Here is a 26691-nt window from a genome sequence, read left to right on the forward strand (position 1 = left end):
AATCCTCCGCCGGGAACCAGCACAGTTAGGCGCCAGGCTTGCGCAACAGTGGGCTGTGATGACCCTGGCGTTACGCTTCAGGCTTCACTTGACCTGACTTGTATATACATGCTCATATCAGGTCACGGCCGTCCGCCTATGTCCCGCCGACCGCCGCCGCCCTCACAAAAACAACGAAGCGGAGCCCTCCCCGATGTCCAGCAAACCTGTGATCGAGCGCCGCTCGATCGACTACATCCCGGAATCCGAACGCCATGGACGCGTCTACAGCCAGTTCACCCTGTGGCTGGGAGCCAACCTGCAGATCACCGCGATCGTCACCGGCGCCCTGGCCGTGGTGCTCGGCGGCGATGTGTTCTGGTCGCTGATCGGCCTGTTCATCGGGCAACTGGTCGGCGGCGCGGTGATGGCCCTGCATGCCGCCCAAGGGCCACGCCTGGGGCTGCCGCAGATGATCTCCAGCCGCGTGCAGTTCGGCGTGTATGGCGCCGCCATTCCCATGGCCCTGGTGTGCCTGATGTACCTGGGCTTCACCGCCACCGGCACGGTGCTTTCCGGCCAGGCCATCGGCCAGTTGCTGAGCATCAGCGACAGCGCCGGCATCCTGATCTTCGCCGGGGTGATCGTGCTGGCGACCCTGGCCGGCTACCGGGTGATCCACTGGATCGGCCGCCTGGCCAGCGTGCTGGGCATCATCGCCTTCGTCTACCTGTTCAGCCGCATCCTGCTGCTGGCCGACATCGGCCAGTTGCTCGACAACCGCCATTTCAGCTGGGCCAGCTTCCTGCTGGCGGTATCGCTGGCCGCCTCCTGGCAGATCGCCTTCGGCCCCTACGTGGCCGACTACTCGCGCTACCTGCCGAGCCACACCTCGCCGCTCAAGACCTTCCTCGCCGCGGGCCTGGGTTCGGTGCTCGGCGCCCAGGCATCGATGATCCTCGGCGTGTTCGCCGCGGCGATTGCCGGCGGCCAGTTCTCCGGGCGCGAAGTGGCCTACATCGTCGGCCTTGGCGGCGCCGGCACCACCGCGGCGCTGCTGTACTTCAGCATCGCCTTCGGCAAGGTGACGATCTCTACCCTCAACAGCTATGGCAGCTTCATGTGCATCGCCACCATCATCAGCGGGTTCCGCGGCCACGTGCAGATCAGCCGGATGCAGCGCCTGGTGTTCGTGCTCGGCATCGTCGGCGCGGCCACGCTGGTGGCGCTGCTGGGCCAGCATTCGTTCCTCAGCGCGTTCAAGTCGTTCATCCTGTTCCTGCTGACGTTCTTCGTGCCGTGGAGCGCGGTGAACCTGGTGGATTACTACTTCATCACCAAGGAACGCTATGACATCCCGGCGCTGGCCGACCCTGACGGGCGCTATGGGCGCTGGAACTGGCCGGGTATCGGCGTGTACACCTTTGGCGTGCTGGTGCAGATGCCGTTCATCGATACCAAGCTGTACACCGGGCCGATGGTCGCGCACCTGGGCGGGGTGGATGTGTCCTGGCTGATCGGGCTGGTGGTGCCGAGCGTGCTGTATTACTGCGTGGCCCGCGGACGCGCGGCGCAAGCCCCGGCGCGGATTGTGCTGCCGGAGGGGCGTTGAGGTAGGGCGAGCCTTCAGAGGTTCGCCGCCGCGCAACGTATCAGGCGCCCAGCTGCACCCGTTGTCACGCCAGCGTCACGCAACTGTCGTAATCTGCAGCGCAACTCTGTGGCAAAGGTCACCGGCATGCCCCGCCTGCTTCCCTTCCTGCTGTGCCTGCTGCCAGCCCTGGCCTGCGCCGAGCCTGCACAGTTGCGCCTGCAGGGGTCCAACACCATCGGCGCCGCCCTCGCCCCGGCGCTGGTCCGTGGCCTGCTCCAGGCCCAAGGGGCCAGCGCCATCGAAACCCTGCCCGGCGCCCTGGCCAACGAAACCCAGATCCGTGCCCACGATCGCAACGGCCAGCCACTGCGCATCGACATCGCTGCCCATGGCTCAAGCACCGGCTTTATCGCCCTGGCCAAGGGCGATGCCGACCTGGCCGCCGCCTCGCGCCCCATCAGCGACCGCGAAGCGCTGCAGCTTGAGGCCCTGGGCAACCTGCGCAGCGCCAACGCCGAGCAAGTGATCGGCCTGGACGGCGTGGCGGTGATCGTGCACCCGGACAACCCGCTGGCGCAGTTGACCACTGCGCAACTGGCCCTGGTGTTTGCCGGCCAACTCCAGCGCTGGGAGCAACTGGGCGTGGCCGGCGGCGCCATCCACCTGTACGCCCGCGACGAGCGCTCCGGCACTTTCGAAACCTTCAAGGCGCTGGTGCTCGACCCCGAGCGGCACTGCCTGTCCGAACAGGCCCGCCGCTTCGAATCTGCCGATGCGCTGGCCGCGCAGGTCAAGGCCGACCGCCAGGCCATCGGTTTCAGCAGCCTGGCCACGGTGCACGGGGCCAAGGTGCTGGCGGTGGCCGCAGGCGACGCCCCGGCCCTGGCGCCTAGCCGCGCGCTGGTGGCCAGCGAGGACTACCCGCTGTCGCGCCGGCTGTTCTTCTACCTGCCAGCCAATGCCAAGCCCCAGGCCCGCGCCCTGGCCGAATTCGCCCAGAGCCCGGCGGGCCAGGCCATCGTCGCCGAGCAAGGCTTCGTCGCGCAGCAGATCAAGGCCCTGCCGGTGCCCAGCCAGGCCGACATGCCACCGCGCTACCGCGCCCTGGCCAGCGAGGCCCAGCGCCTGAGCGTGAACTTCCGCTTCCAGGAGGGTAGCGCCGGCCTCGACAACAAGGCCCTGCGCGATGTGCAGCGGGTCGGCGACTACCTGCGCCAGGCCGGCAAGCTACACAACAAGGTAGTGCTGGTGGGCTTCGGCGACCCCAAGGACACCCCGGGCCGCGCCGCCCTGCTGTCACGCCTGCGGGCCATGGCCGTGCGCCGCGAACTGGCCCGCGAAGGGGTGCAGGTCAGGACCGTGGCCGGCATGGGCGACGAGCTGCCGGTGGCTGGCAACGACCTGGAGCAAGGGCGCCAGCGCAACCGCCGGGTCGAGGTCTGGGTGTACTGAGCGCTCAACGCCCCTCGGGCAATTCGACCCGCGCCAGCAACCCGCCCTCGGCCCGGTTGCGCAAGGTCAGCTCGCCGCCCTGCTCGCGCACGCTTGCCCGCGCCGCCGACAGGCCCAGCCCTACCCCACCGGTGTCGCGGTTGCGCGAGCCTTCGAGGCGGAAGAAGGGATCGAACACCCGTTGCAGCGCCTCCTCGGGAATGCCCGGGCCTTCGTCGCTGACTTCGATGACCAGGCGATGCTCGTCACGGTACAACGCGATCCGTGGGGCCCGGGCATATTTCACGGCGTTTTCCAGCAAGTTGACGATCACCCGCTTGGTCGCCAGCGGGCGGCCATCGTGGACCAGGTGCGGCGGGCCGCTGAAGCCCACGGCAACCCCCTGGTCGCGGTAATCGTCGACGAGGGTCTGCAGCAGCTCCGACAGGTCGTACGCCGTGCGCTGCTCCAGTTGCGTGCCCTCGCGAAAGAACGCCAGGGCGGCGTTGATCATGCTCTGCATTTCCTCGACATCGCGCACCAGCTTGGCCTGCAGTTCCTGGTCCTCCATGAACTCGCTGCGCAGGCGCAGGCGGGTCAGCGGCGCGCGCAAGTCGTGGGAGATGGCTGCGAGCATGTGGGTGCGCTCGCGAATGAAGTGCTGGATCTGCGCCTGCATGATGTTGAAGGCGATGATCGCCTGGCGGATTTCCTCCGGGCCTTCGATGGCGATGGGCGGTGCCTGCAGGTCGCCACCGAAACGCCGCACGGCGCTGGCGAAGCGTTGCAAGGGGTCGGCCAGCTGGCGCGTGGCGAGCCAAGCCACCAGCAAGGTGGCCAGCAGCCCGAGGCCAAGGATCACCGCGAGCCGCGCCTGCAGGCTCAGGCCCCAGCTGCGCTCGGGCGGCACGAACGCCAGCCAGCTGCCGTCGCCCAGTTGCAACAAGGCCATGTAGTGCGCAGCGGGGCTGCCGGGTGGCCAGTTGTCGGGGTTGAACACTTCCATGTGCCGGGTCGTGCCGGACAACGCCCGCAATACCGGCTCCTTGCCCGGGTCGAGCTGGGCCCCGGCGCCGGGCAGCGCGAACCCGGCCCGCTGTGCCTGCCAGGTCACCTGCAACGCCGGCGAGCTGGCCGCCTCGGCCAGTCGCTCGCGCAAGGGCGTCGGCGCCGCCTCGATCAGGCGGGTGGTCACGGCCATCTGCTCGAGCAGCCCGGTGCGCTCGATGGGTGGCCGCGCCCAGTTGCCGGCGAGCTGGACGAACAGCGCGTTGAGCGCCAGCGAGGCGAGCAAGGCGGCGAAGATCGTCAGGGCGATACGCCACCTCAGGGTGTCGCGCCACAGCCAGCGGCGGATCACGGGCGAATGACCTTGGCGGTGAACAGGTAACCGCCATTGCGCACGGTGCGGATCAGCTCCGGGCGCTTGCTGTCCGGCTCGATCTTGCGCCGCAGGCGGCTGACCTGCACGTCGATGCTGCGGTCGTACGCGTCATGCCCATGGCCACGGGTCAGGTCGATCAGTTGCTCGCGGGTGAGGATGCGCTGGGGATGCTCGAGGAACACCACCAGCAGGTCGAACTCGGCACCGGACAAGGGGATCATCACCCGCTCGGGCGAGCGCAGCTCGCGGCAGGTGATGTCCAGCTGCCAGCCGGCGAAGCCAATCAGCGGCCGGGCCGCTTCCAGCGGAGCGCTGGGCTCACCGGCCCGCCGTTGCAGGGCGCGTACCCGCGCCAGCAATTCACGAGGGTCGAACGGCTTGGTCAGGTAGTCGTCGGCGCCCAGTTCCAGGCCGACGATGCGGTCGCTGAGCTCGGCCATGGCGGTGAGCATGATGATCGGAATGCCGGTTTGCGCGCGCACCTTCTGGCACAGGCTCAAGCCGCCCTCGCCCGGTAGCATCAGGTCGAGGATCAGGGTATCGGGACGTTGCTCGGCAATCGCCGCCCACATCGCCTGCCCTTCGGCGGCCAGGTCCACGTCATAGCCATGCTGGACGAAGAACTTCTTCAGCAAGGCGAGGATTTCCACATCGTCGTCGACGATCAGCAGTCGGCTCACGGTCACTCGGGTCCACGGTGAAAAAAGCCAATCTAGCGCCATTGCCTGGCCCAGGTCATTTATTTCAACCGCGCAACATTGCGTCGACACCGACATCAAGCAGACATCACCCGGCAACGCGGCGTCGCCACCCTGTGGGCCTTTCACTCCCAGGAGGGTTCCCCTTGCACAGCACGCCCCTGATCCTCAGCCAACGCGCCACGGCACGCGCCGACGATGCCCCCTTGGTCATCCAGCAAGTGAGCCTGGAGCTTACCGAAGACCAGCAGCAGGTCACCCTGCGTCGCTACTTCGAGCACTATGGCCCGGACAGCGGCGAATGGGTCGAGTACCTGCATACGGTGAGCACCCGCGAGCTGGTGCACTGGCTGATGGCCCAAGGCAGCTTGCGCATCGAATGCCCGCAAGGCACCGCTGGCGCCCGTGAGGGCGTGCAAGGATGAGGCGCCTGGGTACCCTGGCGCTGGCCCTGAGCGCCGGCCTGGCCCTGGTGGCCTGCAGCAACCGCACGCCGCAGGCGGGTTTTCTGCCCGACTACAGCCGCCTGAACGCGCACCAGGCCCCTTCCGGGCGCGAAGTGCTGAGCTGGGTCGACCCGCGCTGGCCGCGCGGGCGCTACATCGAGGTGTACCTGGCGCCCAGCCGGTTCTACCCCGCGCCTGCGCCAACGCCGCGGATTCCCCAGGCCACCCTCGAACACATCAGCCGCTACTACGACCAGGTGCTGAGCGCCGAGCTGGGCAAGGTCATGACCCTGGTCGAGCGACCCGGCCCGAACACGCTGGTGATACGACCGGCCATCACCCGGGTCAGCGCCGACACCCAGGGCCTGCGATTCTACGAGTGGCTGCCGGTGACCCTGGTCGCGGCCGGGGTTAGCAGCGCGGCAGGCATTCGCGACCGCGACAGCCAGATCGCCACCGAACTGGTCTTCGAGTCCGGCACCAGCGGCCGGGTCATCGCCGAGGCGATGTTCACCGGCACCGGCGTGCCACTGGACAACGACCGCCAGGTAATGACCGTCGAGCACCTCAAGGCGGTGCTCGATGGCTGGGCCAGCGACGTGCGCCTGGCCTACGCCGCCGATTACCGCTAGGGCCGGCGAACAGTTGACCCTGCCCGGCCGGCGCGCCATGCTGGGCGCCCCCTGCTGCCTGCTGCCCAAGACCATCATGCTTACCTGGCTGACCCGCGACTCGCTGACCTTCCCGCCCCTGGAAAAGGCCCTGCACGACCCCAATGGCCTGCTCGCCGCGGGCGGCGACCTGACCCCCGAGCGCCTGGTCGCGGCCTATCGGCATGGCTGCTTCCCCTGGTACCAGGATGGCCAGCCGATCCTCTGGTGGTCGCCAGACCCACGCACCGTGCTGTTTCCAGACGAGCTGCATGTGTCCCGCTCGCTGGCCAAGCTGATGCGCCAGGGCCGCTACCAGGTGAGTTTCGACCGCGACTTCGCAGCGGTGATCGCCGCCTGCGCCGCGCCCCGCGACTATGCCGACGGCACCTGGATCACCGACAACATGCGCGCCGCCTACTGCGAGCTGCACCAGCGCGGCATCGCCCATTCGGTGGAGGTACGCCAGGACGGCGAGCTGGTCGGCGGCCTGTATGGCCTGGCCATGGGCCGGCTGTTCTTCGGCGAATCGATGTTCAGCCGGGCCGACAACGCCTCCAAGGTCGGCTTCGTGACCCTGGTGCAGCACCTGCGCCAGGCCGGCTTCGTGCTCATCGACTGCCAGATGCCGACCAACCACCTGCACAGCCTGGGCGCCCGCGCCATCAGCCGGGCCAGTTTCGCCGAGCACCTGGCGTGCTACCTGGACCAACCCAACGGCGCCAGCTGGGTCGCCTAGGCGAGTTCCCGGAGCTGGCTTACACTTAGAGACAACGTCTCACCGAAGGGGTTGATCATGACAGAGCTGGCGCGGTTGAAGTTCTATGCCACTCAACCCCACTCCTGCAGCTACCTGCCGGACGAGCAGGCGACCACGCTGTTTCTCGACCCGAGCCAGCCGATGGACGTGCACGTGTATGCCGACCTGTCGGAAATGGGCTTTCGCCGCAGCGGCGACCACCTGTACCGCCCGCATTGCCAGAACTGCAACGCCTGCGTGCCAGCGCGCATTCCCGCCGCGCGCTTCATCCCCAACCGCCAGCAGCGCCGCATCCTCAAGCGCAACGCCGACCTGAGCGTCAACGCCGTGCGCCCGGTGTTCAAGGAAGAGTACTTCGACCTGTACCGGCGCTACATCGAGCAACGCCACGCCGATGGCGACATGTACCCGCCCAGCCGCGACCAGTTCTCCACGTTCCTGGTGCGCGACCTGCCGTTCTGCTGGTTCTACGAGTTCCGCCTGGCGGACCGGCTGCTGGCGGTGGCAGTGTGCGACTTGCTGCCCAACGGCCTGTCGGCGGTATACACCTTCTATGAGCCCGAGGAGGAGCGCCGCAGCCTGGGGCGCTACGCCATTCTCTGGCAGATCACCGAGGCGCTGCGCCAGAACCTCGAGGCGGTGTACCTGGGCTACTGGATCAAGAACTGCAAGAAGATGAACTACAAGACCCAGTATCGCCCGATCGAGCTGCTGATCAACCAGCGCTGGGTCACCCTCAATTGAAAGCATTGGCTTGAAACACAATTTTCGGGCATAATCCACGCCACTTTTTTTGCCCGGTGCAGTCGTGCGTCGGGCCATCACTGGACACCGAGGGCTTTACTGCATGTCGAAAGAAGACAGCTTCGAAATGGAAGGCACTGTCGTCGACACCCTGCCCAACACCATGTTCCGCGTGGAGTTGGAAAACGGGCACGTCGTTACCGCGCACATCTCCGGCAAGATGCGCAAGAACTACATCCGTATTCTCACTGGCGACAAGGTCCGCGTCGAACTGACGCCCTACGACCTGAGCAAGGGCCGCATCACCTACCGTGCGCGCTAAGCTCAAGCCATGAAAAAGCCCGGCCATGTGCCGGGCTTTTTTGTGCGCGCGGGATAGGTTCGTCGTGCAGGAGCCGGCCTTGCCGGCGAACACGGCACAGGTGTCAAGCACCGCGTTGCCTGGTTCGCCAGCAAGGCTGGCTCCTACGGCCCTGGGCAGGCCGTGGGAGCCCTGGCTTACGCAACCTCTGCCGTGGTCTCGTAGTCGAACACCAGTTCGCCATCGCGCAAGTCGATGTGCACCACGCCGCCATGCTCGGCCAGCTCGCCGAACAGGATCTCCTCGGCCAGTGGCCGCTTGATCTTGTCCTGGATCAGCCGCGCCATTGGCCGCGCGCCCATCTGCACATCGTAACCCGAGGCCGCCAGCCAGCCGCGGGCGGCATCGCTGACTTCCAGCAACACGCGCTTGTCTTCCAGCTGCGCCTGCAGTTCGATGAGGAACTTGTCGACGATGCTCTTGATCGTCTCGTGGGACAGGCGGCCGAACTGGATGATGGTATCCAGGCGGTTGCGGAACTCCGGCGTGAAGCTCTTGCGGATGACTTCCATGGCGTCGGACGAGTGGTCCTGGTGGGTGAAGCCGATCGAGGCCCGCGCGGCGGTTTCGGCGCCGGCGTTGGTGGTCATGATCAGGATCACGTTGCGGAAGTCCGCCTTGCGCCCGTTGTTGTCGGTCAGGGTCCCGTGGTCCATCACCTGCAGCAGCAGGTTGAAGACCTCCGGGTGGGCCTTCTCGATTTCGTCGAGCAGCAGCACGCAATGCGGTTGCTTGGTGATCGCTTCGGTCAGCAGGCCACCCTGGTCAAAGCCGACATAGCCCGGCGGCGCACCGATCAGGCGCGACACGGTGTGCCGCTCCATGTACTCGGACATGTCGAAGCGCACCAGTTCCACCCCCAGCGCCTTGGCCAGCTGGCGCGCGGCTTCGGTCTTGCCGACACCGGTAGGGCCGGCGAACAGGAACGAGCCGACCGGCTTGTCCGGCGCCTTGAGCCCGGCACGGGACAGCTTGATCGCGGTGGCCAGCGAGTCGATGGCCGGGTCCTGGCCGAACACGGTCAGTTTCAGGTCACGCTCGAGGTTGCGCAGCAGCTCCTTGTCGGAACTGGTGACATGCTTGGGCGGAATCCGCGCGATCTTGGCGACGATGTCCTCCACCTGCGGCACGTCGATGCGCTTGACCCGGCTGGCTTCCGGTTGCAGGCGCTGGTAGGCGCCGGCTTCGTCGATCACATCGATGGCCTTGTCCGGCATGTGCCGGTCATTGATGTAGCGCGAGGCCAGTTCGGCGGCGGCGCGCAGGGCTTCGTCGCTGTACTCGATGTTGTGGTGGCTCTCGAAACGGCCCTTCAGCCCACGCAGGATACCCACGGTGTCCTCCACCGAAGGCTCGGTGACGTCGACCTTCTGGAAGCGCCGCGCCAGGGCGCGATCCTTCTCGAAAATGCCGCGAAATTCCTGGAAGGTGGTCGAGCCGATGCAACGAATGTCGCCGGACGACAGCAGCGGCTTGAGCAGGTTGGAGGCGTCCATCACGCCACCGGAGGCGGCACCGGCACCGATGATGGTGTGGATCTCGTCGATGAACAGGATCGCCTGCGGGCGCTTGCGCAGCTCGCCGAGCAGCGCCTTGAAGCGCTTCTCGAAGTCGCCGCGGTACTTGGTACCGGCCAGCAGCGCGCCGAGGTCCAGCGAGTAGACCACGCTCTGGGCCAGCAGGTCGGGCACCTGGCCGTCGACGATGCGCTTGGCCAGGCCTTCGGCGATGGCGGTCTTGCCGACCCCGGCCTCACCCACCAGCAGCGGGTTGTTCTTGCGACGGCGGGCAAGGATCTGGGCAACGCGCTCGACCTCCTGCTCGCGGCCCACCAGCGGGTCGATACGCCCGGCGCGGGCCAGTTCGTTGAGGTTGCTGGCGTAGGCGTCCAGCGGATTGCTGGAAGACGACGCCTCGCCGCCCTCCTCGTCCTGCATGTCCTGGTCGCTGTCGGTGTTCGGTCCATGGCCCGGCACCTTGCTGATGCCGTGGGCGATGTAGTTGACCACGTCGATGCGCGCCACGCTCTGCTGCTTGAGCAGGAACACGGCCTGGCTTTCCTGTTCGCTGAAGATCGCCACCAGCACGTTGGCGCCGGTCACTTCGCGCTTGCCGGAGCTTTGCACGTGGAACACGGCACGCTGCAGCACACGCTGGAAGCCCAGGGTCGGCTGGGTCTCACGGTCCTCGTCATGCACGGGGATCAGCGGCGTGGTCGAATCGATGAACTCTTGCAGGTCGTGCTTGAGCTTGTCGAGATTGGCGCCACAGGCGCGCAGAACGGTCGCAGCAGCCTCGTTGTCAAGGAGTGCCAGCAACAGGTGTTCGACGGTCATGAACTCATGACGCTTCGAACGGGCCTCCTTGAAGGCCAGATTGAGGGTGACTTCGAGCTCGCGGTTTAACATAGCTTCACCTCATACCCAAGTGGTCGGCGATTAACCGTCCTTCTCGATTTCACAGAGTAGCGGATGCTGGCTTTCCCTGGCGTATTGGTTGACCTGCATGGCCTTTGTTTCGGCGATGTCACGGGTAAACAATCCGCACACTGCCCGCCCTTCGGTATGGACGGTCAGCATGATCTTGGTCGCCAGCTCGCGGTTCAGATTGAAGAACGTCTCGAGCACTTCGACGACGAAATCCATTGGCGTGTAGTCATCGTTGAACAAAACCACCTTGTACATCGGTGGCGCCTGCAGGATCGGCTTGGCCTCCTGAACCGCGAGACCCGCGCCGTCGTCCTCATGCCCGTCTTCATGCGACTGGGGGCGATCCTGATTGAATGTTAGTCGAATCTTACTGAGTACATGCATGGAAAGAATTTCATCATGATCGACAGGTTAAGGTTGTGGGTTGACCGCGCAGGCCATGCTGGGCGCGGGCGCCGCCTGACCTTGACTATCGGCAAAACGGTGTTACAACCAATAAGAACCCACCGTGGTCGATAAAGATCCGCGCAGTCAACCAGATTTTCTCGCATGGTGCGTATGCGGATGAAGTGGATGATACTCCAGTGATGGAGTCCTTTGCAGAGGGACATAGGGATGGCAAGCGGTAAAGTCAAGTGGTTCAACAATGCCAAGGGCTACGGATTCATCAACGAAGACGGTAAGACCGATGACCTGTTCGCCCATTATTCGGCGATTCAGATGGACGGTTACAAGACGCTGAAGGCCGGGCAAGCCGTAAATTTCGAGATCATCCAGGGACCCAAGGGGCTGCATGCGACCGAGATAAAAAGCGCGACTGTCAGCGCCCCGGCCGGCGCGACGAGCCCAGGCAATACCGTCCAAGCCTGATCCCTGCTGCATCTGCCGGTAAACGTAAAAACCGGTCGCTTCTTTAATTAAGGAGGCGACCGGTTTTTTTAGGCTCGTCGCGTCATACCTGCCAAGGGCCAGGTGGCAGCCTTGCGGCGACCCCCTGATGCCCCCAGCCCAGAAACCTACATATGCTTGATCAAGGCCTCGCCAAAGCCCGAGCTGCCCACCAAGGTCGCGCCATCCATCAGGCGCTCGAAGTCGTAGGTCACGGTCTTGGCCGCAATCGCGCCATTGGTCCCCTTGATGATCAGGTCGGCCGCCTCGGTCCAGCCCATGTGCCGCAGCATCATTTCAGCTGAAAGAATCACCGAGCCCGGATTGACCTGGTCCTTGCCGGCGTACTTGGGCGCGGTCCCGTGGGTGGCCTCGAACATCGCCACCGTGTCGGAGAGGTTGGCGCCCGGGGCGATGCCGATGCCGCCTACCTCCGCCGCCAGGGCGTCGGACAGGTAGTCACCGTTGAGGTTGAGGGTGGCGATCACGTCGTATTCGGCCGGGCGCAGCAGGATCTGCTGGAGCATGGCGTCGGCGATGGCATCCTTGACGATCACCTCGCAGCCAGTCCTGGGGTTCTTGAACTTCATCCACGGGCCGCCATCGAGCAGTTCGGCGCCGAATTCGTCGCGGGCCACTTCATAGCCCCAGTCCTTGAACGCGCCTTCGGTGAACTTCATGATGTTGCCCTTGTGCACCAGGGTCAGCGACTTGCGGTCGTTGTCCACCACGTACTGCAGGGCTTTGCGCACCAGGCGCTTGGTGCCCTCCTTCGACACCGGCTTGACGCCGATGCCGCAGTCCTGGTCGAAGCGGATCTTGGTGACGCCCATTTCCTCCTTGAGGAACTTGATCACCTTGTTCGCCTCGGGCGAGCCGGCCTTCCACTCGATCCCGGCATAGATGTCCTCGGAGTTCTCGCGGAAGATCACCATGTCGACATCGCCCGGTTTCTTGACCGGGCTGGGCACGCCCTGGAACCACACCACCGGGCGCAGGCACACGTACAGGTCGAGCTGCTGGCGCAGGGCCACGTTGAGCGAACGGATGCCACCGCCGACCGGGGTGGTCAGCGGCCCCTTGATCGACACCACGTAGTCTTTCACTGCGTCCAGGGTTTCCTGGGGCAGCCAGGTGTCCTGGTCGTACACCTGGGTGGCCTTCTCGCCGGCGTACACCTCCATCCAGGCGATCTTGCGCTTGCCGCCATAGGCCTTGGCCACGGCGGCGTCGACCACCTTGATCATCACCGGCGAGACATCCACGCCGATGCCGTCGCCCTCGATGTAGGGAATGATGGGGTTGTCGGGCACATTGAGCGAATGGTCTGCATTGACGGTGATCTTGCTGCCGTCGGCCGGAACCTTGATTTTCTGGTATCCCATGCTGCACTACTCCGCTGTTTCGCTGGTGTGATTGGAAAACGTGCGATGCAATGAGCCTAAACCACATCCGCCGACCTGCAAGGCGATCGCCTCAGCCACGCTCGTCCAGCAGTGCGCGGATCACCTGTTCCTGGCCGGCATAGTCGCCCTCGCCGAAATGCACGTGGCGCACCTGGCCCTGGCGGTCGACGAAGTAATGCGCCGGCCAGAACTGGTTGCCCCAGGCGTTCCAGATCCGGTAGTCGTTGTCCACCGCCACCGGGTAGTCGATGCCCAGCTGGCGAACCTGCGCGCGCAGGCTGTCGATATCATGCTCGTAGGCGTACTCCGGGGTATGCACGCCGATCACCAGCAGGCCCTGGTCGCCGTAGCGCCGGGCCCAGTCGTTGACGTGCACCAGGCTGCGCCGGCAGTTGACGCAGTCGTAGGTCCAGAAGTCCACCAGCAGCACCTTGCCCTTGAGTGCCTGAGCCTGCAACGGCGGCGAGTTTAGCCACTGCCGGGCACCGGCCAGCGACGGCATGGGGCCGTAGCTGTCGCGGGCCAGCAGATGGCCGGCCAGCCCCAACCCGACCAGGGCCAGGGCCACGCCTCCGGCCTTGAGCAGGCGGCGCTGGCCGCGCGCCTCAGTTGTCATGGCAGCCACTGGTGGCATAGGTGCGGTACTCGACGCTCTGCACCTTGCCCTGGGAATCGAGGTAATCCATGCGGGTGTTGACCACGCCGCAGGTATCGCGCTGCTCGTCCTTGACCGAGAGTACTTTCTTCACGTCCAGCTGGTCGCCGTAGCGGTACTGCATCACGCTGGCCTGGTTGAGCGAAGCGCTGCTGGCCTGGGCAGTGAGGGCGCCGAAGCCAAGGGCGGCGAACAGGGCGGCGCTGGCGAGGGTCTTGAGGGTCATGGCATGTCTCCTGGTACGGGGCTGGGTGTGGGGAGGCCGTGCTCCCCGGTCGAGAGCCATTTCACCCTCGCCAGGTATCGCGCTTGTGTCCGCTCGGGCCCTGCCGTGCGTCTTGCTGTATCTGTACCAGCGGCAGATACACTGCAATACAAACCGAGGCAGGCAAGCCCCGGCTCGCTCGGTACACTGCGCCCAACCTTCACCTACAAGGACACCCCCGATGGAGCATGTCGATCACATCCTGGTCGTCGACGACGACCGCGAAATCCGCGAACTGGTCGGCAACTACCTGAAGAAGAACGGCCTGCGCACGAGCATCGTCGCCGACGGCCGGCAGATGCGCGCCTTCCTGGAGAACAACGCGGTCGACCTGATCGTGCTCGACATCATGATGCCCGGCGACGACGGCCTGCTGCTGTGTCGCGAACTGCGCGCCGGCAAGCACCGCAACACGCCGGTGCTGATGCTCACCGCGCGCAACGACGAGACCGACCGTATCATCGGTCTGGAGATGGGCGCCGACGACTACCTGACCAAACCATTCTCGGCCCGCGAGCTGCTGGCACGGATCAACGCCGTGCTGCGCCGCACGCGCATGCTGCCGCCCAACCTGACCATCAGCGAAAGCAGCCGGTTGATCGCCTTCGGCCCCTGGCGCCTGGACACCACCTCGCGCCACCTGCTCGACAGCGAAGGCACCCTGGTGGCGCTGTCGGGCGCCGAGTACCGCCTGCTGCGGGTGTTCCTCGACCATCCGCAGCGGGTGCTCAGCCGCGAGCAACTGCTCAACCTCACCCAGGGCCGCGAGGCGGACATCTTCGACCGCTCCATCGACCTGCTGGTCAGCCGCCTGCGCCAGCGCCTGGGCGACGACGCCCGCGAGCCCACCTGCATCAAGACCGTGCGCAGCGAAGGCTATGTGTTCTCGCTGGCGGTGCAGCTGCTGGAGGCGCCGGCATGAAATGGCCTCGCACCCTGGCCTCGCGCCTGGCGCTGATCTTCTTCACCGGGCTGGTACTGGCCTACGGCCTGTCGTTTAGCCTGCAGGCCTACGAGCGTTACGTCAGCAGCCGCTCGATGATGCTCAGCAACCTGGAGCTGGACGTGTCCACTTCGGTGGCCATTCTCGACCGCCTGCCCGCCGCCGAGCGTCCGGCCTGGTTACCGCGCCTTGAACGGCGCACCTACCGCTACCGCCTGGACGACGGTCTGTCCGGCGAGGCGATGCCCAGCGACGACCCGCCCATGGCCGCCGACTCCATCGTCAAGGCCATCGGCGACCGCTACCGCCTGACCTTCCAGGAAATCCCCGGGCCCGCGGCGCACTTCCAGGCCCACTTGCGCCTGGCCGACGGCGCGCCGCTGACCATCGACGTCACCCCGGCTGCGGTGCCGGTAGCCAGCTGGCTGCCGGTGGTACTGCTGATCCAGCTGGCGGTATTGCTGGCCTGCACCTGGCTCGCCGTGCGCCTGGCCATTAGACCGTTGACCCGCTTGGCCCAGGCGGTGGACAACCTCGACCCGAACCGTCCCGGCCCGCAGCTCGACGAACGCGGCCCGCGCGAGGTGCGCTACGCCGCCGTGGCGTTCAATGCCCTGCAGGCACGCATCGCCGCCTACCTCAAGGAGCGCATGCAACTGCTGGCGGCGATCTCCCACGACCTGCAAACACCGATCACGCGCATGAAGCTGCGCGTCGAGCAGATGGACGACGGGCTGGAAAAGGAAAAGCTCTGGCACGACCTCGGAGCCATGGAGCACCTGGTGCGCGAAGGCGTGGCCTATGCCCGCAGCATGGACAGCAGCACCGAGGCGCCGTGCAAGGTCAACCTCGACGCCTTCCTCGACAGCCTGGTGTTCGACTACCAGGACAGCGGCGCCCAGGTGCAGCGCCAGGGCAGCGCCCAGGTCACCCTGCACACCCGCCCCCACGCCCTGCGCCGGGTGCTGGTGAACCTGGTGGACAATGCGCTGAAGTTCGCCGGTGCCGCGCAGTTGGAGGTGGGCCGCGAGGAGGGCGTGACGCTGATCCGCGTGCTCGACGACGGCCCCGGCATCCCCGAGGCCGAACTGGACGACGTGCTCAAGCCGTTCTACCGGGTCGAGGGCTCGCGTAACCGCAGCACCGGCGGCACCGGGCTGGGCCTGGCCATCGCCCAGCAGCTGACCCAGGCCATGGGTGGCAACCTGACCCTGCGCAACCGTGCCGAAGGCGGGTTGTGCGCGCAGGTCGAGCTGCGCTGAATCCACAGCTGCGACCTCTGATCAGACACTCTCCTGTAGGAGCGGCCTTGTGTCGCGAAAGGGGCGCGTAGCGGCCCCAGCGATTCTTGCTTCAATGCTGAAACCCGGGGGCTGCTGCGCAGCCCTTTCGCGACGCGAGGCCGCTCCTACAGGGATTGCGCAAGGCCTGAGGCGAGGGGCCAACAAAGCAAGATCGTTCAAGCCAGCCTCTGACCTGTCTGGCATGCTGGCCTGCCCTGTCGATCGTTGCCGCCTTCATGTCCAGCCCGCCCCTCGCCCGCCAAGCCTTTCTCCATGGCGCCATCGCCATCCTGCCCTTGTCCCTGGCCGTCGCGCCCTGGGGCTTGCTGGCCGGTTCCATGGCCATCGAAGCCAACCTCAGCGCCTGGCAAGGCCAGGGGCTGTCGGCCATCGTCTTCGCCGGCGCCGCGCAACTGGTAGCGATCGGCATGCTCAAGGGCGGCGCCAACCTGTTCTCGATCCTCCTCACCACCTTGCTGCTGACCTCGCAGCACCTGCTCTACGGGCTGTCGATGCGCCCCGTGCTGTCGGGCCTGCCCACCCGCTGGCGGCTGGGCCTGGGCTTTTTGCTCACCGACGAATTCTTCGCCTTGACCAGTCACCATGACCAGCAGCAGTTCAACCGCTGGTACGCCCTGGGTGTCGGCTTGACCTTCTACGTGGCGTGGAACCTGTTCACCCTGGCCGGCATCGTCCTGGGCCAGAACATCCCGCACCTGGACCAGCTGGGCCTGGACTTCTCCATCGTCGCCACCTTCGTCGCGCTGATCGCGCCGCTGGTGCGCAACCTGCCGACCCTGGTGTGCGTGGCGGTGTCATTGTTCTGCTCGGTGCTGTTCAGCTACTGGCACTGGGAAACCGCCTTGGTCGCCGCCGGCCTGCTGGGCATGGCCGCCGGCTTCATCTGCCAGAAATTCTCCGGAGGCCGTGGATGATCTGGTTGCTGATCTTCGCCATGGGCGCGGTGGTGTTCCTCAACCGCTACGCCTTTCTCGAGCCGCGCTTGCCGCTGCGCCTGAGCTCCAACGCGCGGCAATTCCTCGGCTTCGCCGTGCCGGGCATGCTCACCGCGATCTGCGGGCCGATCATCTTCCTGCCCGAGCATCAGCTCGACCTGAGCCCGTTCAACCCCTACCTGCTCGGTTCGCTGGTGGCCATCACCCTGGTGCTGTTGACCCGCAGCGTGTTGCTGAGCATGCTGGCGAGCATGTTGATCTTCTTCCTCCTGCGCAGCTGGCTGGCATGAGCACGCCCCTGCGCGAACAAACCCACCTGTGGCAGGCGCCGGCCCTGGGCGATGTCGAGATGCTGCACGCCCGTTACCTTCAGCAGCGCTTCGCCCCGCATGTGCACGAAGGCTATGTGTTCACGGTGATCGAGTCCGGCGCCCAGCGTTTCTGGCACCGCGGCAGCGAGCACCTGGCGCCGGTGGGCAGCATGGTGCTGATCAACCCCGACGAACTGCACACCGGCGCCACCGCCCATGAGACAGGATGGCGCTACCGTGGTTTCTACCCCGAGCACGCGCGGGTCACCGGGGTACTCGACGAACTGGAACTGGGCCGCCATGGCCTGCCCCGCTTCAAGGACAGCGTGATCCAGGACCCGGCCCTGGCCGCCGCCTTCAGCCACCTGCACCGACTGTCCGAGACCGCCGCCAGCGCCCTGGAGCAACAGACTGCCTGGCGCCAGGCGGTACTGGCGCTGGTGCAGCGCCATGGCCACTGCGCCGAACCCGTCGCGCCCGGCAACGAGCCACTGGCCGTGACCCGCGCCCGCGAGTTGCTGGAAAGCCAGCTGGCCGACCCACCGTCGCTGGAAACCCTGGCCACGGCCGTGAACCTGTCGCCTTTCCACTTCGCCCGGGTGTTCCGCCAGGCCACCGGCTTGCCACCCCACGCCTGGCTCAAACAGCGGCGCCTGGCGCGGGCACGGGAGCTGCTCAAAAGCGGCCAGCCGGCCCTGGAGGTCGCCTTCCTGCTCGGCTTCGCCGACCAGAGCCACCTGAGCCGGCAGTTCAAGCAGGCCTATGGGGTGCCCCCCGGCGCCTATCGCCAGGCCTGCCTCAACCTGGGCTAGTTGCGCGGCTCCAGGCGCCTGGAGTCAGCCCGGTCAGGCCACGGAAGAAGGCGATGAAGGCGCTGTCGGTGGCAAAACCCAGCTCATCGGCAATCGCCCCGAGCGGGCGCTGCAGCGCCAACTGCTCCACCGCGCGCAACAGGCGCCACTGTTGCCGCCACTGCTGATAGGACAGGCCGGTGTCGCGCCTTATCAGGCGGCTGATGGTTTTTTCGCTGGCGCCCACCTGGCCCGCCAACTCGCCCAAGGCTGGCGGCAAGCGGTCGAGATGCTCCACCAGCCGCGCCAAACGCCGATCCCCCGGCAGTGGCAGGAACATCGGCTGGCGCGGCGCCTGCTGCAGCTCGCTCAGGCACAGCGCCAACAGGTGCGCGGCGGCGCCCTGGTCCCAAACCGTGGCGAACGGCGCCAGGGCGATGCGCTCGACCAGCTCGCGCAACAACGGGTTGACACTGAGGACCGTGACCTGGGTCGGCAGGCCCTCGCACAGCGCCGCGGTGAAATACAGCGAACGATAATCCACGGTCTCGCGCATCCGCGCGCGGTGTTCGAGCCCCGCCGGGATCCACGCCGCCTGGGTCGGTGGCAACAGGCACAGGCGCCCGGGCGTGTCGATACGCACGCAGCCCTGGCGGGTGAACAGCAACTGGCCACGGTCATGCCGATGACACCCGGAGTCGTGCGCGCCCAGGGCCGAGCAGATACCCAGCACCGGGGAGCCGAAGGCATCGGGATCGAACGATGAGTCGGGGTCCAGCCAGGCCATGCAGGGTTGTCCGTTTTCGACGGTAAATTGTTCAACTTGCGATAATAGCCCAGCCGCCCACGCATCTACCATGGCCGCCCCTTCCCGCCCAAGGTGTCGACAGCATGCTTTCCCGTTCCTGGCTGGCCCTGGCCAGTGCCCTGCTGATGTTCCCGCAGGTCGCCGAAACCCTGTACAGCCCGGCCCTGGTCTCGCTGGCCGAGCACTTTGGCGTGACCGCCGCCCAGGCCTCGCTGACCCTGTCGCTCTACTTCATTGCGTTCGCCGCCGGGGTGCTGGCCTGGGGGCGCCTGTGCGACCGCTGGGGGCGGCGCCCGAGCATGCTGGCCGGGCTGCTGCTGTACAGCGTCGCGGCCCTGGCCGCGCTGCTGGCGCGCGACTTCAGCCAGTTGCTGGGCACCCGGGTGGTGGCGGCTTTCGCGGCGGCGGTGGGCTCGGTGGTGACCCAGACCGTATTGCGCGATCGCCATCAGGGCGAGGAGCTGGCCCGGGTCTTTACCCTGATCGGTGCCTGCCTGGCCCTCAGCCCTGCCCTGGGCCTGCTCAGCGGCGCCTGGCTGGAGCGCGCCCTTGGCTACCAGGGGGTGCTGGCCGGACAGTTACTGATGGCCGCGACCTTGCTGGCCTGGGCCTGGCGCTGCCTGCCGGAGACCCACAGCGGTCCGCGCCAGGCGCCCGCCATCGGCCAACTGCTCTGGCGCCTGCTCAGCGACCGCCGCATCCAGCGGGCCAGCGCCCTGGTGGCGGTGTTCAACGTCAGCGTGTTCAGTTGGTACAACCTGGCACCCTTCATGTTCGAGCGGCTCGGCGCCAGCGCCTGGATGGGTTATTCCGGCGTGGCCCTGGCCGGCGGCGCATTGCTGGGCGCGCGACTCAATGGCTGGCTGTTGCGGCGCGGGCTCGTGGTTGCCCGCCTGCTGCGCCTGGCCTGCCTGCTCGACCTGCTGGCGGCGGTGATGATGCTGGGGTTGGCCGACAGCCTGTGGTCAGTGGCGGCCATGCTGCTGGTGATGGTCGCCTTCGCCATGGCCATCCCACTGGTGCTCAGCTCGGCACTGGTCGATTACGGCGATTGCCGCGGCAGTGCCGGGGCGCTGTTCGGGCTGTTCTACTATCTGCAGATCGGCGCAGGGCTGATGCTGGTGGGGGCCACCCAGGCACTGGCGGCGACGCTGCTGGCTTGCGCGTTGCTGGCCTGCGCCCTGGCCGCCGGCTACCGCGCCTGAGTGCCCAGGCAATCGCGCGTGCCACTGCTACACTCAAGGGGCTGAACGGAGGAACCCGCCATGTCCGAACGAGAGATCACCACCCTGATCACCCTGATGAACCAGCGCCAGGCCTGCCTGAGCAGCGCCTGCAAGGAAATCGCCGACTGGATCGACCGCCAGGGCGACATACCCGCTGCGGGCAAGATCCGCGCCAGCCTCAAGGCCCTGGAGGCCGAGGACGCCCAGGTGCGCAAGACCCTGACCTCGCTGAACATCGAACGGCCGCTGCCCAGGTTCCGTAGCTGACAGGGCTGATTTGCAGCCCTCGTGCCACGAACGGGGCGCAGCGCGCCCCCGATCCACGCTCAGTGATTCATGTGCCCATGGTCATGCCCGCCGCCAGCCTCGGCGTTGAGCGCGCGAACCGGTGCCTGCACCTGCAGGGTTTCTTTCACGCCCTTGGCATCTTCGATGGTCAAGGTCAGCGGCACCTGCTCGCCTTCCTTCACCTGCTGTTTCAGGCCCATCAGCATCACGTGGTAGCCGTTCGGGTCCAGGATCACCGGCTTGCCCGCCGGCAGCTCGACCGCCTTCACCTCACGCATGCCCATCACGTCGCCGTGCATGGTCATCTCGTGCACCTGCACGGTCTTGGCCACGGGCGAAGCCACGCCCACCAGCTTGCTGTCGCTGCTGGCGGTCAGGGTCATGAAGGCGCCGGTGGCCTGCTGCTGCGCCACGCTGGCGCGCACCCAGGCGTCGCTCACGGTGGTCTGGGCCAGGGCTGGCAAGGCCAGGCCCAGCAGGGCCAGGGCGGCCAGGCCGCGTTTGATCGGTTGCATCGACATTCAGCAGATCTCCATCAGGGTGACCAGGTCTTCGGCGCATTCCTTGGCGTTCAGGGAATGGCCCAGGCTCAGGCGCAGGGTGCTACGCGTATCGTAGACGTAGCTGGTGGACGAGTGAGAGATGGTGTAGGTGTCGCCGGCCGGGACCTTTTCGTAGAACACCTTGAACTCCCGGGCCACCGCGTCGATTTCCTCGGGCGTGCCGGTCAGGGCGACGATCGACGGGTCGAAGGCCTTGACGTAGGCGTCGAGCACCTCAGGGGTGTCGCGCTCCGGGTCCAGGGTGATGAACACCGGCTGGAACAGGTCGCGGTCGCGGCCACGGAGGATCTTGCGGATCTGCGCCACGCGCGCCATGGCGGTCGGGCAGACAGCCGGGCACTGGGTGAAACCGAAGAAGATCATCGGCATCGAGCCATAGAAGCTCGATAGGGTCCGCTCGTTGCCTTGCGTATCCTTGAGCTTGAACTTGCGCCCGAGGATCTCGTTGCTCATGTTCTTGCCGTACTTGAAGTCCAGGCCCCGAGCCGGGCTGCAGCCCGCCAGCAGGCCGAGCCCCAGTACGCCCATCCCGGCGACAACCGCGCGCCGGGTCAACAGATCATTCATGGAACCATCCTTTACAGGGAAGGTGCCGACCCCTGGGATGGGCCGGCCAGAAAACCGGGGCATTCTGTCACGCCACCCCCACCCCATCTACCCGCGACACGGCTGATCGGCCTGCAGCCCTTTGAATACGGGGCGCGACCTGTTGTCGCAGGGGTTGAATTGGTAACAGTTTATTGCTACGTGCCGATTCAGTGCTGCAACCTGTGCATGCGCCTGGCGATCGCCGGGCAGCCGTTGATGTCGACGGCCTTCTGCCAGAACTCACCACGCAGCGGGCTGCGGCGATTCGCGGCAAAGCCGAGCAGGCGGTAGAGCTCGGCCTGGTAGGACGGCGCATCGCCCCATTGCAACTGGAGGTCTTTCGGGTCCTGCTTGACGCACTCCAGGGTCACCGCCGGCTGCGGATAGTAGCCAGAGAACTGGGAAAAATCGTCAAGCGCCTGGCTCAGCGCCGGCCCGTAGGCAGGCCCATCGACATAGCCGATGCATTGGTTGGCGATACGCAAAGCGGCTGGGGCGAAGCCTTGCTCCAGGCTCTTGACCAACAGCGTGCATTGGCCAGGGTCGTCGAGCACAGGCGCATCCGGCTGATAGGCGAAGCGGTAGAGCGCCATTCGATACTGGGCCACGGCATGCCCTGCAGCGACCGCGCGCTGCAACTGTTGCAGCGCCGGGCGCCATTCACCGCGCAATTGGCTCAGGCGGGGCTCCAGGTCCTGGGCGGCGATGCCTTCGGCCACCTGCTGGATCATCCGCATCAGCTGTGGCTCGAGCGCGTCGAGACTGGCCACCGCCTGGCGGTAGTCGGCCTCGCTGTTGCCTGGGGGCTGGTAGGCCCCCAGGACGTGGCTCGAGAGCATCAGGGTAAACAGCGCGACACAGCAACGGTGCATACCGAGCGTCCTTGTTCAGTCCAATGAGAGTAACTCAACGCACCGCGGGGCAAGCCCGCTCCCACGCCTGGACAGCAGCTGCATCCAGGCGTGGGAGCGGGCTTGCCCCGCGATGTAAAGCACACAACCTAGTAGTAGGCGTTTTCCTTGTTGCTGTGGTCGGTCACGTCACGCACGCCCTTGAGCTCGGGAATGCGCTCGAGCAGGGTGCGCTCGATGCCTTCCTTGAGCGTGACGTCGGCCTGGCCGCACCCTTGGCAACCACCGCCGAACTGCAGCACGGCAATACCGTCGTCGACCACGTCCACCAGGCTCACGGCGCCGCCGTGGCTGGCCAGGCCCGGGTTGATCTCGGTCTGCAGGTAGTAGTTGATCCGCTCGTTGATCGGGCTGTCCTCGTTGACCATCGGCACCTTGGCGTTCGGCGCCTTGATGGTCAGCTGGCCGCCCATGCGGTCGGTGGCGTAGTCCACCAGCGCGTCCTCGAGGAACGGCACGCTGACGGCGTCCAGGTAGGCGGTGAAGCTTTTCAGGCCCACCGGCTCATCGTCGGGTTTCTCTTCGCCCGGCTTGCAGTAGGCGATGCAGGTCTCGGCGTACTGGGTGCCCGGCTGGGTGATGAAAATACGGATGCCGATGCCAGGCGTGTTCTGCTTGGAGAGCAGATCGGCCAGGTAATCATGGGCGGCGTCGGTAATGGTTATAGCGCTCATGGAAGTTCCTCACAGACTTGCCGGCAGTGTACGCCAACCCGGCCCTTGAACAAAGTCCTAGTATTTGACTCGGGATAGCGCCAGCGCCGGTTCCCGGCCCGATCGCGCCGCGAACACGGCCTGCAGCCGCTGGTACAGGCCGCGTTCCAGCCAGTGATAGCTGAGCCACGACATTAGTCCGATTGACGGCACGCACAGGGCGAACACCAGGTACGGGTTCAGGCGCAGTCGTTCGCTGGCGAACAGCCCGGCGTAGAGCACCAGCACATGCACCAGGTACACCGAATACGAGCAATCGCCCAGTGCCTTGAGCAGGCGCTTGCCCTTGAAATACGGTTCCAGGGCGATGAACGCCAGCACCACCAGGGCGCTGGGCACGCCCCAGTGCAGCAGGCGCAGCGAGGCGTCCAGGTGGTACAGCGCCAGCGCGGCCAGCACCAGCAGCCCCAGCGGCAGCCACAACCCCTCGCGCACCAGGCCGCGGCGGTACAGCACGCCCAGCCCGATGCCGAGCAGGAACTCGTAGACGATGTCGTTGTTGTAGAAGCGGCTGAGCACGCCCAGGCGCCCCAGCACCTCGCTGACCAATAGCAACGCCGCGGTGACCAGCAGCAGGTGGTGGCGCTGGCGCACCAGGAAGGCCAGGCCGAACAGCAGGTAGAAGAACATCTCGAAGTTCAGCGTCCAGCCGACGTTGAGGGTCGGGTACAGCCCGTAGCCGCCCGGGTTCTCGGCCGGAATGAACAGCAGCGACAGCAGCAGGTGCTGCCATTCGAACACCTGGTGCGGCATCCAGCGGTTGGCGATCAGCATCAGCACCGCCATCAGCAGGGTGTAGAACCAGTAGGCGGGCACGATGCGCAGGGCGCGGTTGAGCAGGAACTGCCCGGGGGCGATGGCTTTGTCGCGGGTCGACAGGTAGATCACCAGCCCGCTGATGACAAAGAAGATGTCCACCCCCACCGCCCCGCGGTCGGCGAGCAGTTGGCCGACGGGGCCGCTGGCGTGGAAGTCGAAGAAGATCTGCATGAAGTGGTGGCAGACCACCACCCAGGCGGCGAATGCCCGGAGAGCCTGAAGCGAATACAGCATGAAATACCCTGCGATTGCCGGTGCGTTGAGGCATCGGCGATCAGGCCACGATCATCGCGGGGCCGTCTCGACCGAAACCGCTCACCGGTTCCGACCGCAGGATGCCGGGAAAGGTCGGGTGCCCTTCCCGGCGGGCCGATCAGAGGTTCTCGTAGCGGTTCATGTCGAGCACGCCCGCTTCTACCGGGTCGGTTTCCTGGATGTAGCGGTTCAGGTCATGGAAGTACTGCCAGAACTGCGGATGGCTGCGACGCACGCCCCAGCGCATGACGATGCGCTCGAACTTGGCGCTGTCGTCGCGCGCCGCCTCCATGTCCTCGACGAACTCTGGCACATCGGCCACCGGAATGTTGAAGATGAAGTTCGGGTAGCTGCTGAGCACGCCCGGGTACAGGGTCAGGCTGTCCAGCCCCGGTTGGTAGCGCGAGGCCTCGCCCAGCAGGAACGCCACGTTGCTGTGGGCGCGGTTGCGCAGCAGGCTGTAGACCTGGCGCTGGCCGCCCTGCCCTTCGATGCGCAGCATGGTCGCCTCGGGCAACTGGCCGATCACCTTGAGCCCCGCCGCCGGGCGCGACACCAAGCGGCTGAGGGTCTGCTCGGCGTCACGGAACTCGACCGGCATCTGCGCCCGAGAGCAGTGGGCGCCCTTGCAGCGGTTGATCGGATCGGGCGCGGCGTTGAGGCTGCCGGTGCGTTCCAGCAGTTTCAGGCCGAAGTCGCGCTTGGGGTCGCGCGGGTCCAGCTTCAGCGCGCTCGCGGTGCTGGTATCGATGTCCTCGTAGTCCATCCACATCTTTACCTTGCCGCTGTTCTGGTACCAGTCGCCGAGGATATGGCCGCGGGCGTCGGCCGGCATCAGGCGCAGGAAGTTGATCTCGGCGCCGTTGCGGATCAAGTCGAAGTACAGGCGCGTCTGCAACTGGTGCGAGACGTTGCCGAACACATCGAAGTTGACCGCCAACTGGTAGTAGGTGCGCTCGAACAGCGGGTAGTCGAACAGCCACATGGTCAGCGGCACGTCACCGATCAGGCCCTTGGTCACCGAGGCGCTGTCGAAGTGGCGGAAGATGCTCAGCAGCGCATTGTCGTTGCCGGCCCACAGGCTCGACCAGCTCGGCGCCGGTTGCTCGGCGTAGGCTTCACGGCGCAGCGCCTCGTATTCGTTGCGTTTGTCGCGGTAGGCATGCCACAGGCTCAGCACGCTGCCGACATCGTCGATCTGCCCCGGCATGGCCAGCAGCGGCGTGGCCTGGCCACGGTACTGGGCATCGGTGATGTACAGGTCGTGGGCCGGCTCCTGGAACAGCGCCCAGAAGTTGTCGCGGATCACGTCGGTGGCGATCTGCCCGCGGCACACCGGGCCGCGGATGAAGGTGCGCACGAAGTATTCGGCGTTATCCAGCATGAACTGGTAGCGGGCCACCGCCGGGATCGCCTCGAAGGTCTCGAACGGGTTGGCGCGGTGGCGCGGGCCGTAGCCCGGCAGCGCAGTGGCGTGCCAGTCGCCGCTGTAGAACAGCTGCTTGACCCGCTTGAGCTTCTGCGGACCCATCGGGTAGGTGATGTGGGTCTTGTGCACGATCACGCCCTGCACCGGGATCAGCCGATAGTAGAAATCGGTGCCCGGCGGGTCGTTGGGCCGGCGCGTGGCGATCAGGTCGACCGTCTGGCCGCTTGGCGTGCGCGAGCGCACCCACTGGAAGAAGTGGCCCGGCTCGCCGCCGACGAAGTGAATGTGCGCCAGGAACAGGTGCTCGTACAGCCAGCGGCCGACCAGCGCCTCGGTCGAACCGGGGCGGTTGAGCAGCTCTTCCCAGTCGGCGATCTGCTTGGTTTCCACCGCGCTGGGCTGGATCGGGTTGCGCTCCACCGGCGCACCTGCCGCCAGCCAGCGCTGCAGGGTCTGGTACTCCTGGTCGCTGAGGCCGGTGACCGCCAGCGGCATGCCCTCCTTGGGATGGGCGCCGGCGTAGGCGTCGAACTCGTGGGGCAGCGGGCACATGTTGTTGCGCGTCAGCCCCAGGACGATGTCCTCGGGCAACTTGGCGTTGGGCGTGAGCGGCGTCTTGTGGCCGAGCTCGAGCATGCGCGCCATCAGCGCGGCCTGGCTGCCCTGCTTGTCGAGCACCGAGTAGAAGCCCTGCTTGCGCCAGCCGGCTTCGTCGCGGGCATCGTAGAACAGCCGCGTGGTGGGCACCGCCTGGCTGCGCTCGCCCTGGTAGACCGGCACCTTCGAGGCGCCGCGCTCGGCGCCCTCGGCGCTGCCCAGGTTGAGCTGGCAGGCCGCGTCGTTGCAGGCGTGGCAGGCCACGCACTTGTCGGTGAAGATCGGTTGGATGTCCCGGGTATATGAAATCGTCGGGCTCGATTGGGGGGCCTGCGCGAACGCCACGCCGCTGATGAGCAAGGCGAAGGCGCTGGCAAGTATGCGATACAGCATGTGCCGATAGTCCTGGTAATTTGAAGCCATCACGATGAGCCTGGCGGGTCCTGAGGTGTTGGGAGCGCGGCACCAACATGAGGGAAATTCATGCAAATGAGCGATGCGCCTAAAATCCGTGCAGCTT

29 protein-coding genes are annotated in these 26691 nt (G+C 66.2%); 15 read left to right on the forward strand and 14 right to left on the reverse strand.

The window, feature by feature from the left end; translation table 11 throughout:
* The first annotated feature begins 193 nt into the window (after positions 1–193).
* Both NJG22_RS08420 and NJG22_RS08425 read left to right on the forward strand, forming a co-directional pair.
* Positions 194–1591, forward strand: a complete 1398-nt coding sequence (locus NJG22_RS08420) for a cytosine permease (RefSeq protein ID WP_253093611.1) — start codon at positions 194–196, stop codon at positions 1589–1591.
* Between the two features lie 126 nt (positions 1592–1717).
* On the forward strand, positions 1718–3025 hold the full coding sequence (locus NJG22_RS08425) for a phosphate ABC transporter substrate-binding/OmpA family protein (protein ID WP_253093612.1): 1308 nt from the start codon (positions 1718–1720) through the stop codon (positions 3023–3025).
* Between the two features lie 4 nt (positions 3026–3029).
* On the opposite strand, the gene NJG22_RS08430 is transcribed toward NJG22_RS08425, so the two are convergent.
* Positions 3030–4364, reverse strand: a complete 1335-nt coding sequence (locus NJG22_RS08430; protein WP_253093613.1) for an ATP-binding protein — start codon at positions 4362–4364, stop codon at positions 3030–3032.
* Positions 4361–5110 (reverse strand): response regulator transcription factor, encoded by a 750-nt coding sequence (locus tag NJG22_RS08435; RefSeq protein WP_253093614.1) that lies wholly within the window; start codon positions 5108–5110, stop codon positions 4361–4363. The genes NJG22_RS08430 and NJG22_RS08435 overlap by 4 nt, the downstream gene beginning before the upstream one ends.
* 122 nt (positions 5111–5232) lie before the next feature.
* Between NJG22_RS08435 and NJG22_RS08440 the strand changes: the two genes are divergently transcribed.
* The 5 genes from NJG22_RS08440 to infA all read left to right on the forward strand — a co-directional run bounded on the left by NJG22_RS08440 (position 5233) and on the right by infA (position 8008).
* Positions 5233–5511, forward strand: coding sequence for a hypothetical protein (locus NJG22_RS08440; protein ID WP_225935492.1), 279 nt, complete (start codon positions 5233–5235; stop codon positions 5509–5511).
* On the forward strand, positions 5508–6164 hold the full coding sequence (locus tag NJG22_RS08445) for a DUF3313 domain-containing protein (RefSeq protein WP_253093615.1): 657 nt from the start codon (positions 5508–5510) through the stop codon (positions 6162–6164). The genes NJG22_RS08440 and NJG22_RS08445 overlap by 4 nt, the downstream gene beginning before the upstream one ends.
* A 76-nt stretch (positions 6165–6240) precedes the next feature.
* The gene (gene aat / locus NJG22_RS08450; protein WP_253093670.1) at positions 6241–6921 is read left to right on the forward strand and encodes a leucyl/phenylalanyl-tRNA--protein transferase; all 681 of its coding nucleotides are present in this window, start codon (positions 6241–6243) and stop codon (positions 6919–6921) included.
* Positions 6922–6978: 57 nt separating this feature from the next.
* Positions 6979–7686: an arginyltransferase gene (locus tag NJG22_RS08455; RefSeq protein WP_253093617.1), complete on the forward strand. Its 708-nt coding sequence runs from the start codon at positions 6979–6981 to the stop codon at positions 7684–7686.
* Positions 7687–7789: 103 nt separating this feature from the next.
* The gene (gene infA / locus NJG22_RS08460; protein WP_002553999.1) at positions 7790–8008 is read left to right on the forward strand and encodes a translation initiation factor IF-1; all 219 of its coding nucleotides are present in this window, start codon (positions 7790–7792) and stop codon (positions 8006–8008) included.
* 176 nt (positions 8009–8184) lie between these two features.
* Here infA and clpA read toward each other — a convergent pair whose 3' ends face one another.
* Positions 8185–10455, reverse strand: a complete 2271-nt coding sequence (gene clpA / locus NJG22_RS08465) for an ATP-dependent Clp protease ATP-binding subunit ClpA (RefSeq protein ID WP_253093619.1) — start codon at positions 10453–10455, stop codon at positions 8185–8187.
* A gap of 30 nt (positions 10456–10485) precedes the next feature.
* A complete protein-coding gene (gene clpS / locus NJG22_RS08470) occupies positions 10486–10860 on the reverse strand; it encodes an ATP-dependent Clp protease adapter ClpS (RefSeq protein ID WP_134691984.1) in 375 nt (124 codons plus the stop codon).
* Between the two features lie 231 nt (positions 10861–11091).
* Here clpS and cspD point away from each other — a divergent pair, with 231 nt between their 5' ends.
* Entirely contained in the window at positions 11092–11346 is a 255-nt protein-coding gene (gene cspD / locus NJG22_RS08475; RefSeq protein WP_290444585.1) for a cold shock domain-containing protein CspD, read from the forward strand.
* A 146-nt stretch (positions 11347–11492) separates the two neighbouring features.
* Here cspD and icd read toward each other — a convergent pair whose 3' ends face one another.
* The 3 genes from icd to NJG22_RS08490 all read right to left on the reverse strand — a co-directional run bounded on the left by icd (position 11493) and on the right by NJG22_RS08490 (position 13651).
* On the reverse strand, positions 11493–12749 hold the full coding sequence (icd, locus tag NJG22_RS08480; protein WP_253093621.1) for an NADP-dependent isocitrate dehydrogenase: 1257 nt from the start codon (positions 12747–12749) through the stop codon (positions 11493–11495).
* Positions 12750–12840: 91 nt separating this feature from the next.
* On the reverse strand, positions 12841–13386 hold the full coding sequence (locus NJG22_RS08485; RefSeq protein WP_253093623.1) for a thioredoxin family protein: 546 nt from the start codon (positions 13384–13386) through the stop codon (positions 12841–12843).
* The gene (locus tag NJG22_RS08490; protein ID WP_253093631.1) at positions 13376–13651 is read right to left on the reverse strand and encodes a DUF2790 domain-containing protein; all 276 of its coding nucleotides are present in this window, start codon (positions 13649–13651) and stop codon (positions 13376–13378) included. Before NJG22_RS08490 ends, NJG22_RS08485 begins: the two co-directional genes overlap by 11 nt.
* Positions 13652–13871: 220 nt before the next feature.
* Between NJG22_RS08490 and NJG22_RS08495 the strand changes: the two genes are divergently transcribed.
* The 5 genes from NJG22_RS08495 (at position 13872) to NJG22_RS08515 (ending at position 17995) form a co-directional block, all read left to right on the forward strand.
* On the forward strand, positions 13872–14612 hold the full coding sequence (locus NJG22_RS08495; protein ID WP_253093634.1) for a response regulator: 741 nt from the start codon (positions 13872–13874) through the stop codon (positions 14610–14612).
* Positions 14609–15895: a HAMP domain-containing sensor histidine kinase gene (locus NJG22_RS08500; RefSeq protein ID WP_253093636.1), complete on the forward strand. Its 1287-nt coding sequence runs from the start codon at positions 14609–14611 to the stop codon at positions 15893–15895. The genes NJG22_RS08495 and NJG22_RS08500 overlap by 4 nt, the downstream gene beginning before the upstream one ends.
* Positions 15896–16152: 257 nt before the next feature.
* Complete coding sequence (locus tag NJG22_RS08505; protein ID WP_253093638.1) at positions 16153–16851, forward strand: AzlC family ABC transporter permease; 699 nt, start codon at positions 16153–16155, stop codon at positions 16849–16851.
* A complete protein-coding gene (locus NJG22_RS08510) occupies positions 16848–17162 on the forward strand; it encodes an AzlD domain-containing protein (protein WP_217847419.1) in 315 nt (104 codons plus the stop codon). The genes NJG22_RS08505 and NJG22_RS08510 overlap by 4 nt, the downstream gene beginning before the upstream one ends.
* The gene (locus tag NJG22_RS08515; RefSeq protein ID WP_253093639.1) at positions 17159–17995 is read left to right on the forward strand and encodes an AraC family transcriptional regulator; all 837 of its coding nucleotides are present in this window, start codon (positions 17159–17161) and stop codon (positions 17993–17995) included. Before NJG22_RS08510 ends, NJG22_RS08515 begins: the two co-directional genes overlap by 4 nt.
* On the opposite strand, the gene NJG22_RS08520 is transcribed toward NJG22_RS08515, so the two are convergent.
* A complete protein-coding gene (locus tag NJG22_RS08520; RefSeq protein WP_253093641.1) occupies positions 17982–18761 on the reverse strand; it encodes a helix-turn-helix transcriptional regulator in 780 nt (259 codons plus the stop codon). The two genes, NJG22_RS08515 and NJG22_RS08520, sit on opposite strands and share 14 nt — an antisense overlap.
* A 104-nt stretch (positions 18762–18865) precedes the next feature.
* Between NJG22_RS08520 and NJG22_RS08525 the strand changes: the two genes are divergently transcribed.
* Positions 18866–19987 carry an MFS transporter gene (locus NJG22_RS08525; protein ID WP_253093643.1) on the forward strand — a complete coding sequence of 374 codons (1122 nt, stop codon included), beginning with the start codon at positions 18866–18868 and terminating at the stop codon, positions 19985–19987.
* 60 nt (positions 19988–20047) lie between these two features.
* Entirely contained in the window at positions 20048–20275 is a 228-nt protein-coding gene (locus NJG22_RS08530; protein WP_186659667.1) for a hypothetical protein, read from the forward strand.
* 59 nt (positions 20276–20334) lie between these two features.
* Here NJG22_RS08530 and NJG22_RS08535 read toward each other — a convergent pair whose 3' ends face one another.
* The 6 genes from NJG22_RS08535 to NJG22_RS08560 all read right to left on the reverse strand — a co-directional run bounded on the left by NJG22_RS08535 (position 20335) and on the right by NJG22_RS08560 (position 26564).
* Complete coding sequence (locus NJG22_RS08535) at positions 20335–20817, reverse strand: copper chaperone PCu(A)C (RefSeq protein ID WP_253093645.1); 483 nt, start codon at positions 20815–20817, stop codon at positions 20335–20337.
* The gene (locus tag NJG22_RS08540) at positions 20818–21426 is read right to left on the reverse strand and encodes an SCO family protein (RefSeq protein WP_186659663.1); all 609 of its coding nucleotides are present in this window, start codon (positions 21424–21426) and stop codon (positions 20818–20820) included.
* A gap of 188 nt (positions 21427–21614) precedes the next feature.
* On the reverse strand, positions 21615–22319 hold the full coding sequence (locus NJG22_RS08545; protein ID WP_253093646.1) for a sel1 repeat family protein: 705 nt from the start codon (positions 22317–22319) through the stop codon (positions 21615–21617).
* A gap of 128 nt (positions 22320–22447) precedes the next feature.
* A complete protein-coding gene (gene nfuA, locus NJG22_RS08550) occupies positions 22448–23032 on the reverse strand; it encodes a Fe-S biogenesis protein NfuA (protein ID WP_134691968.1) in 585 nt (194 codons plus the stop codon).
* A 57-nt stretch (positions 23033–23089) separates the two neighbouring features.
* A complete protein-coding gene (locus NJG22_RS08555) occupies positions 23090–24124 on the reverse strand; it encodes an acyltransferase (protein ID WP_253093648.1) in 1035 nt (344 codons plus the stop codon).
* A 139-nt stretch (positions 24125–24263) separates the two neighbouring features.
* Positions 24264–26564, reverse strand: coding sequence for a fatty acid cis/trans isomerase (locus tag NJG22_RS08560; RefSeq protein ID WP_253093672.1), 2301 nt, complete (start codon positions 26562–26564; stop codon positions 24264–24266).
* Positions 26565–26691: the final 127 nt, after the last annotated feature.

The sequence above is a fragment of the Pseudomonas sp. VA159-2 genome, from assembly GCF_024126635.1.
Lineage (GTDB): Bacteria > Pseudomonadota > Gammaproteobacteria > Pseudomonadales > Pseudomonadaceae > Aquipseudomonas > Aquipseudomonas muyukensis.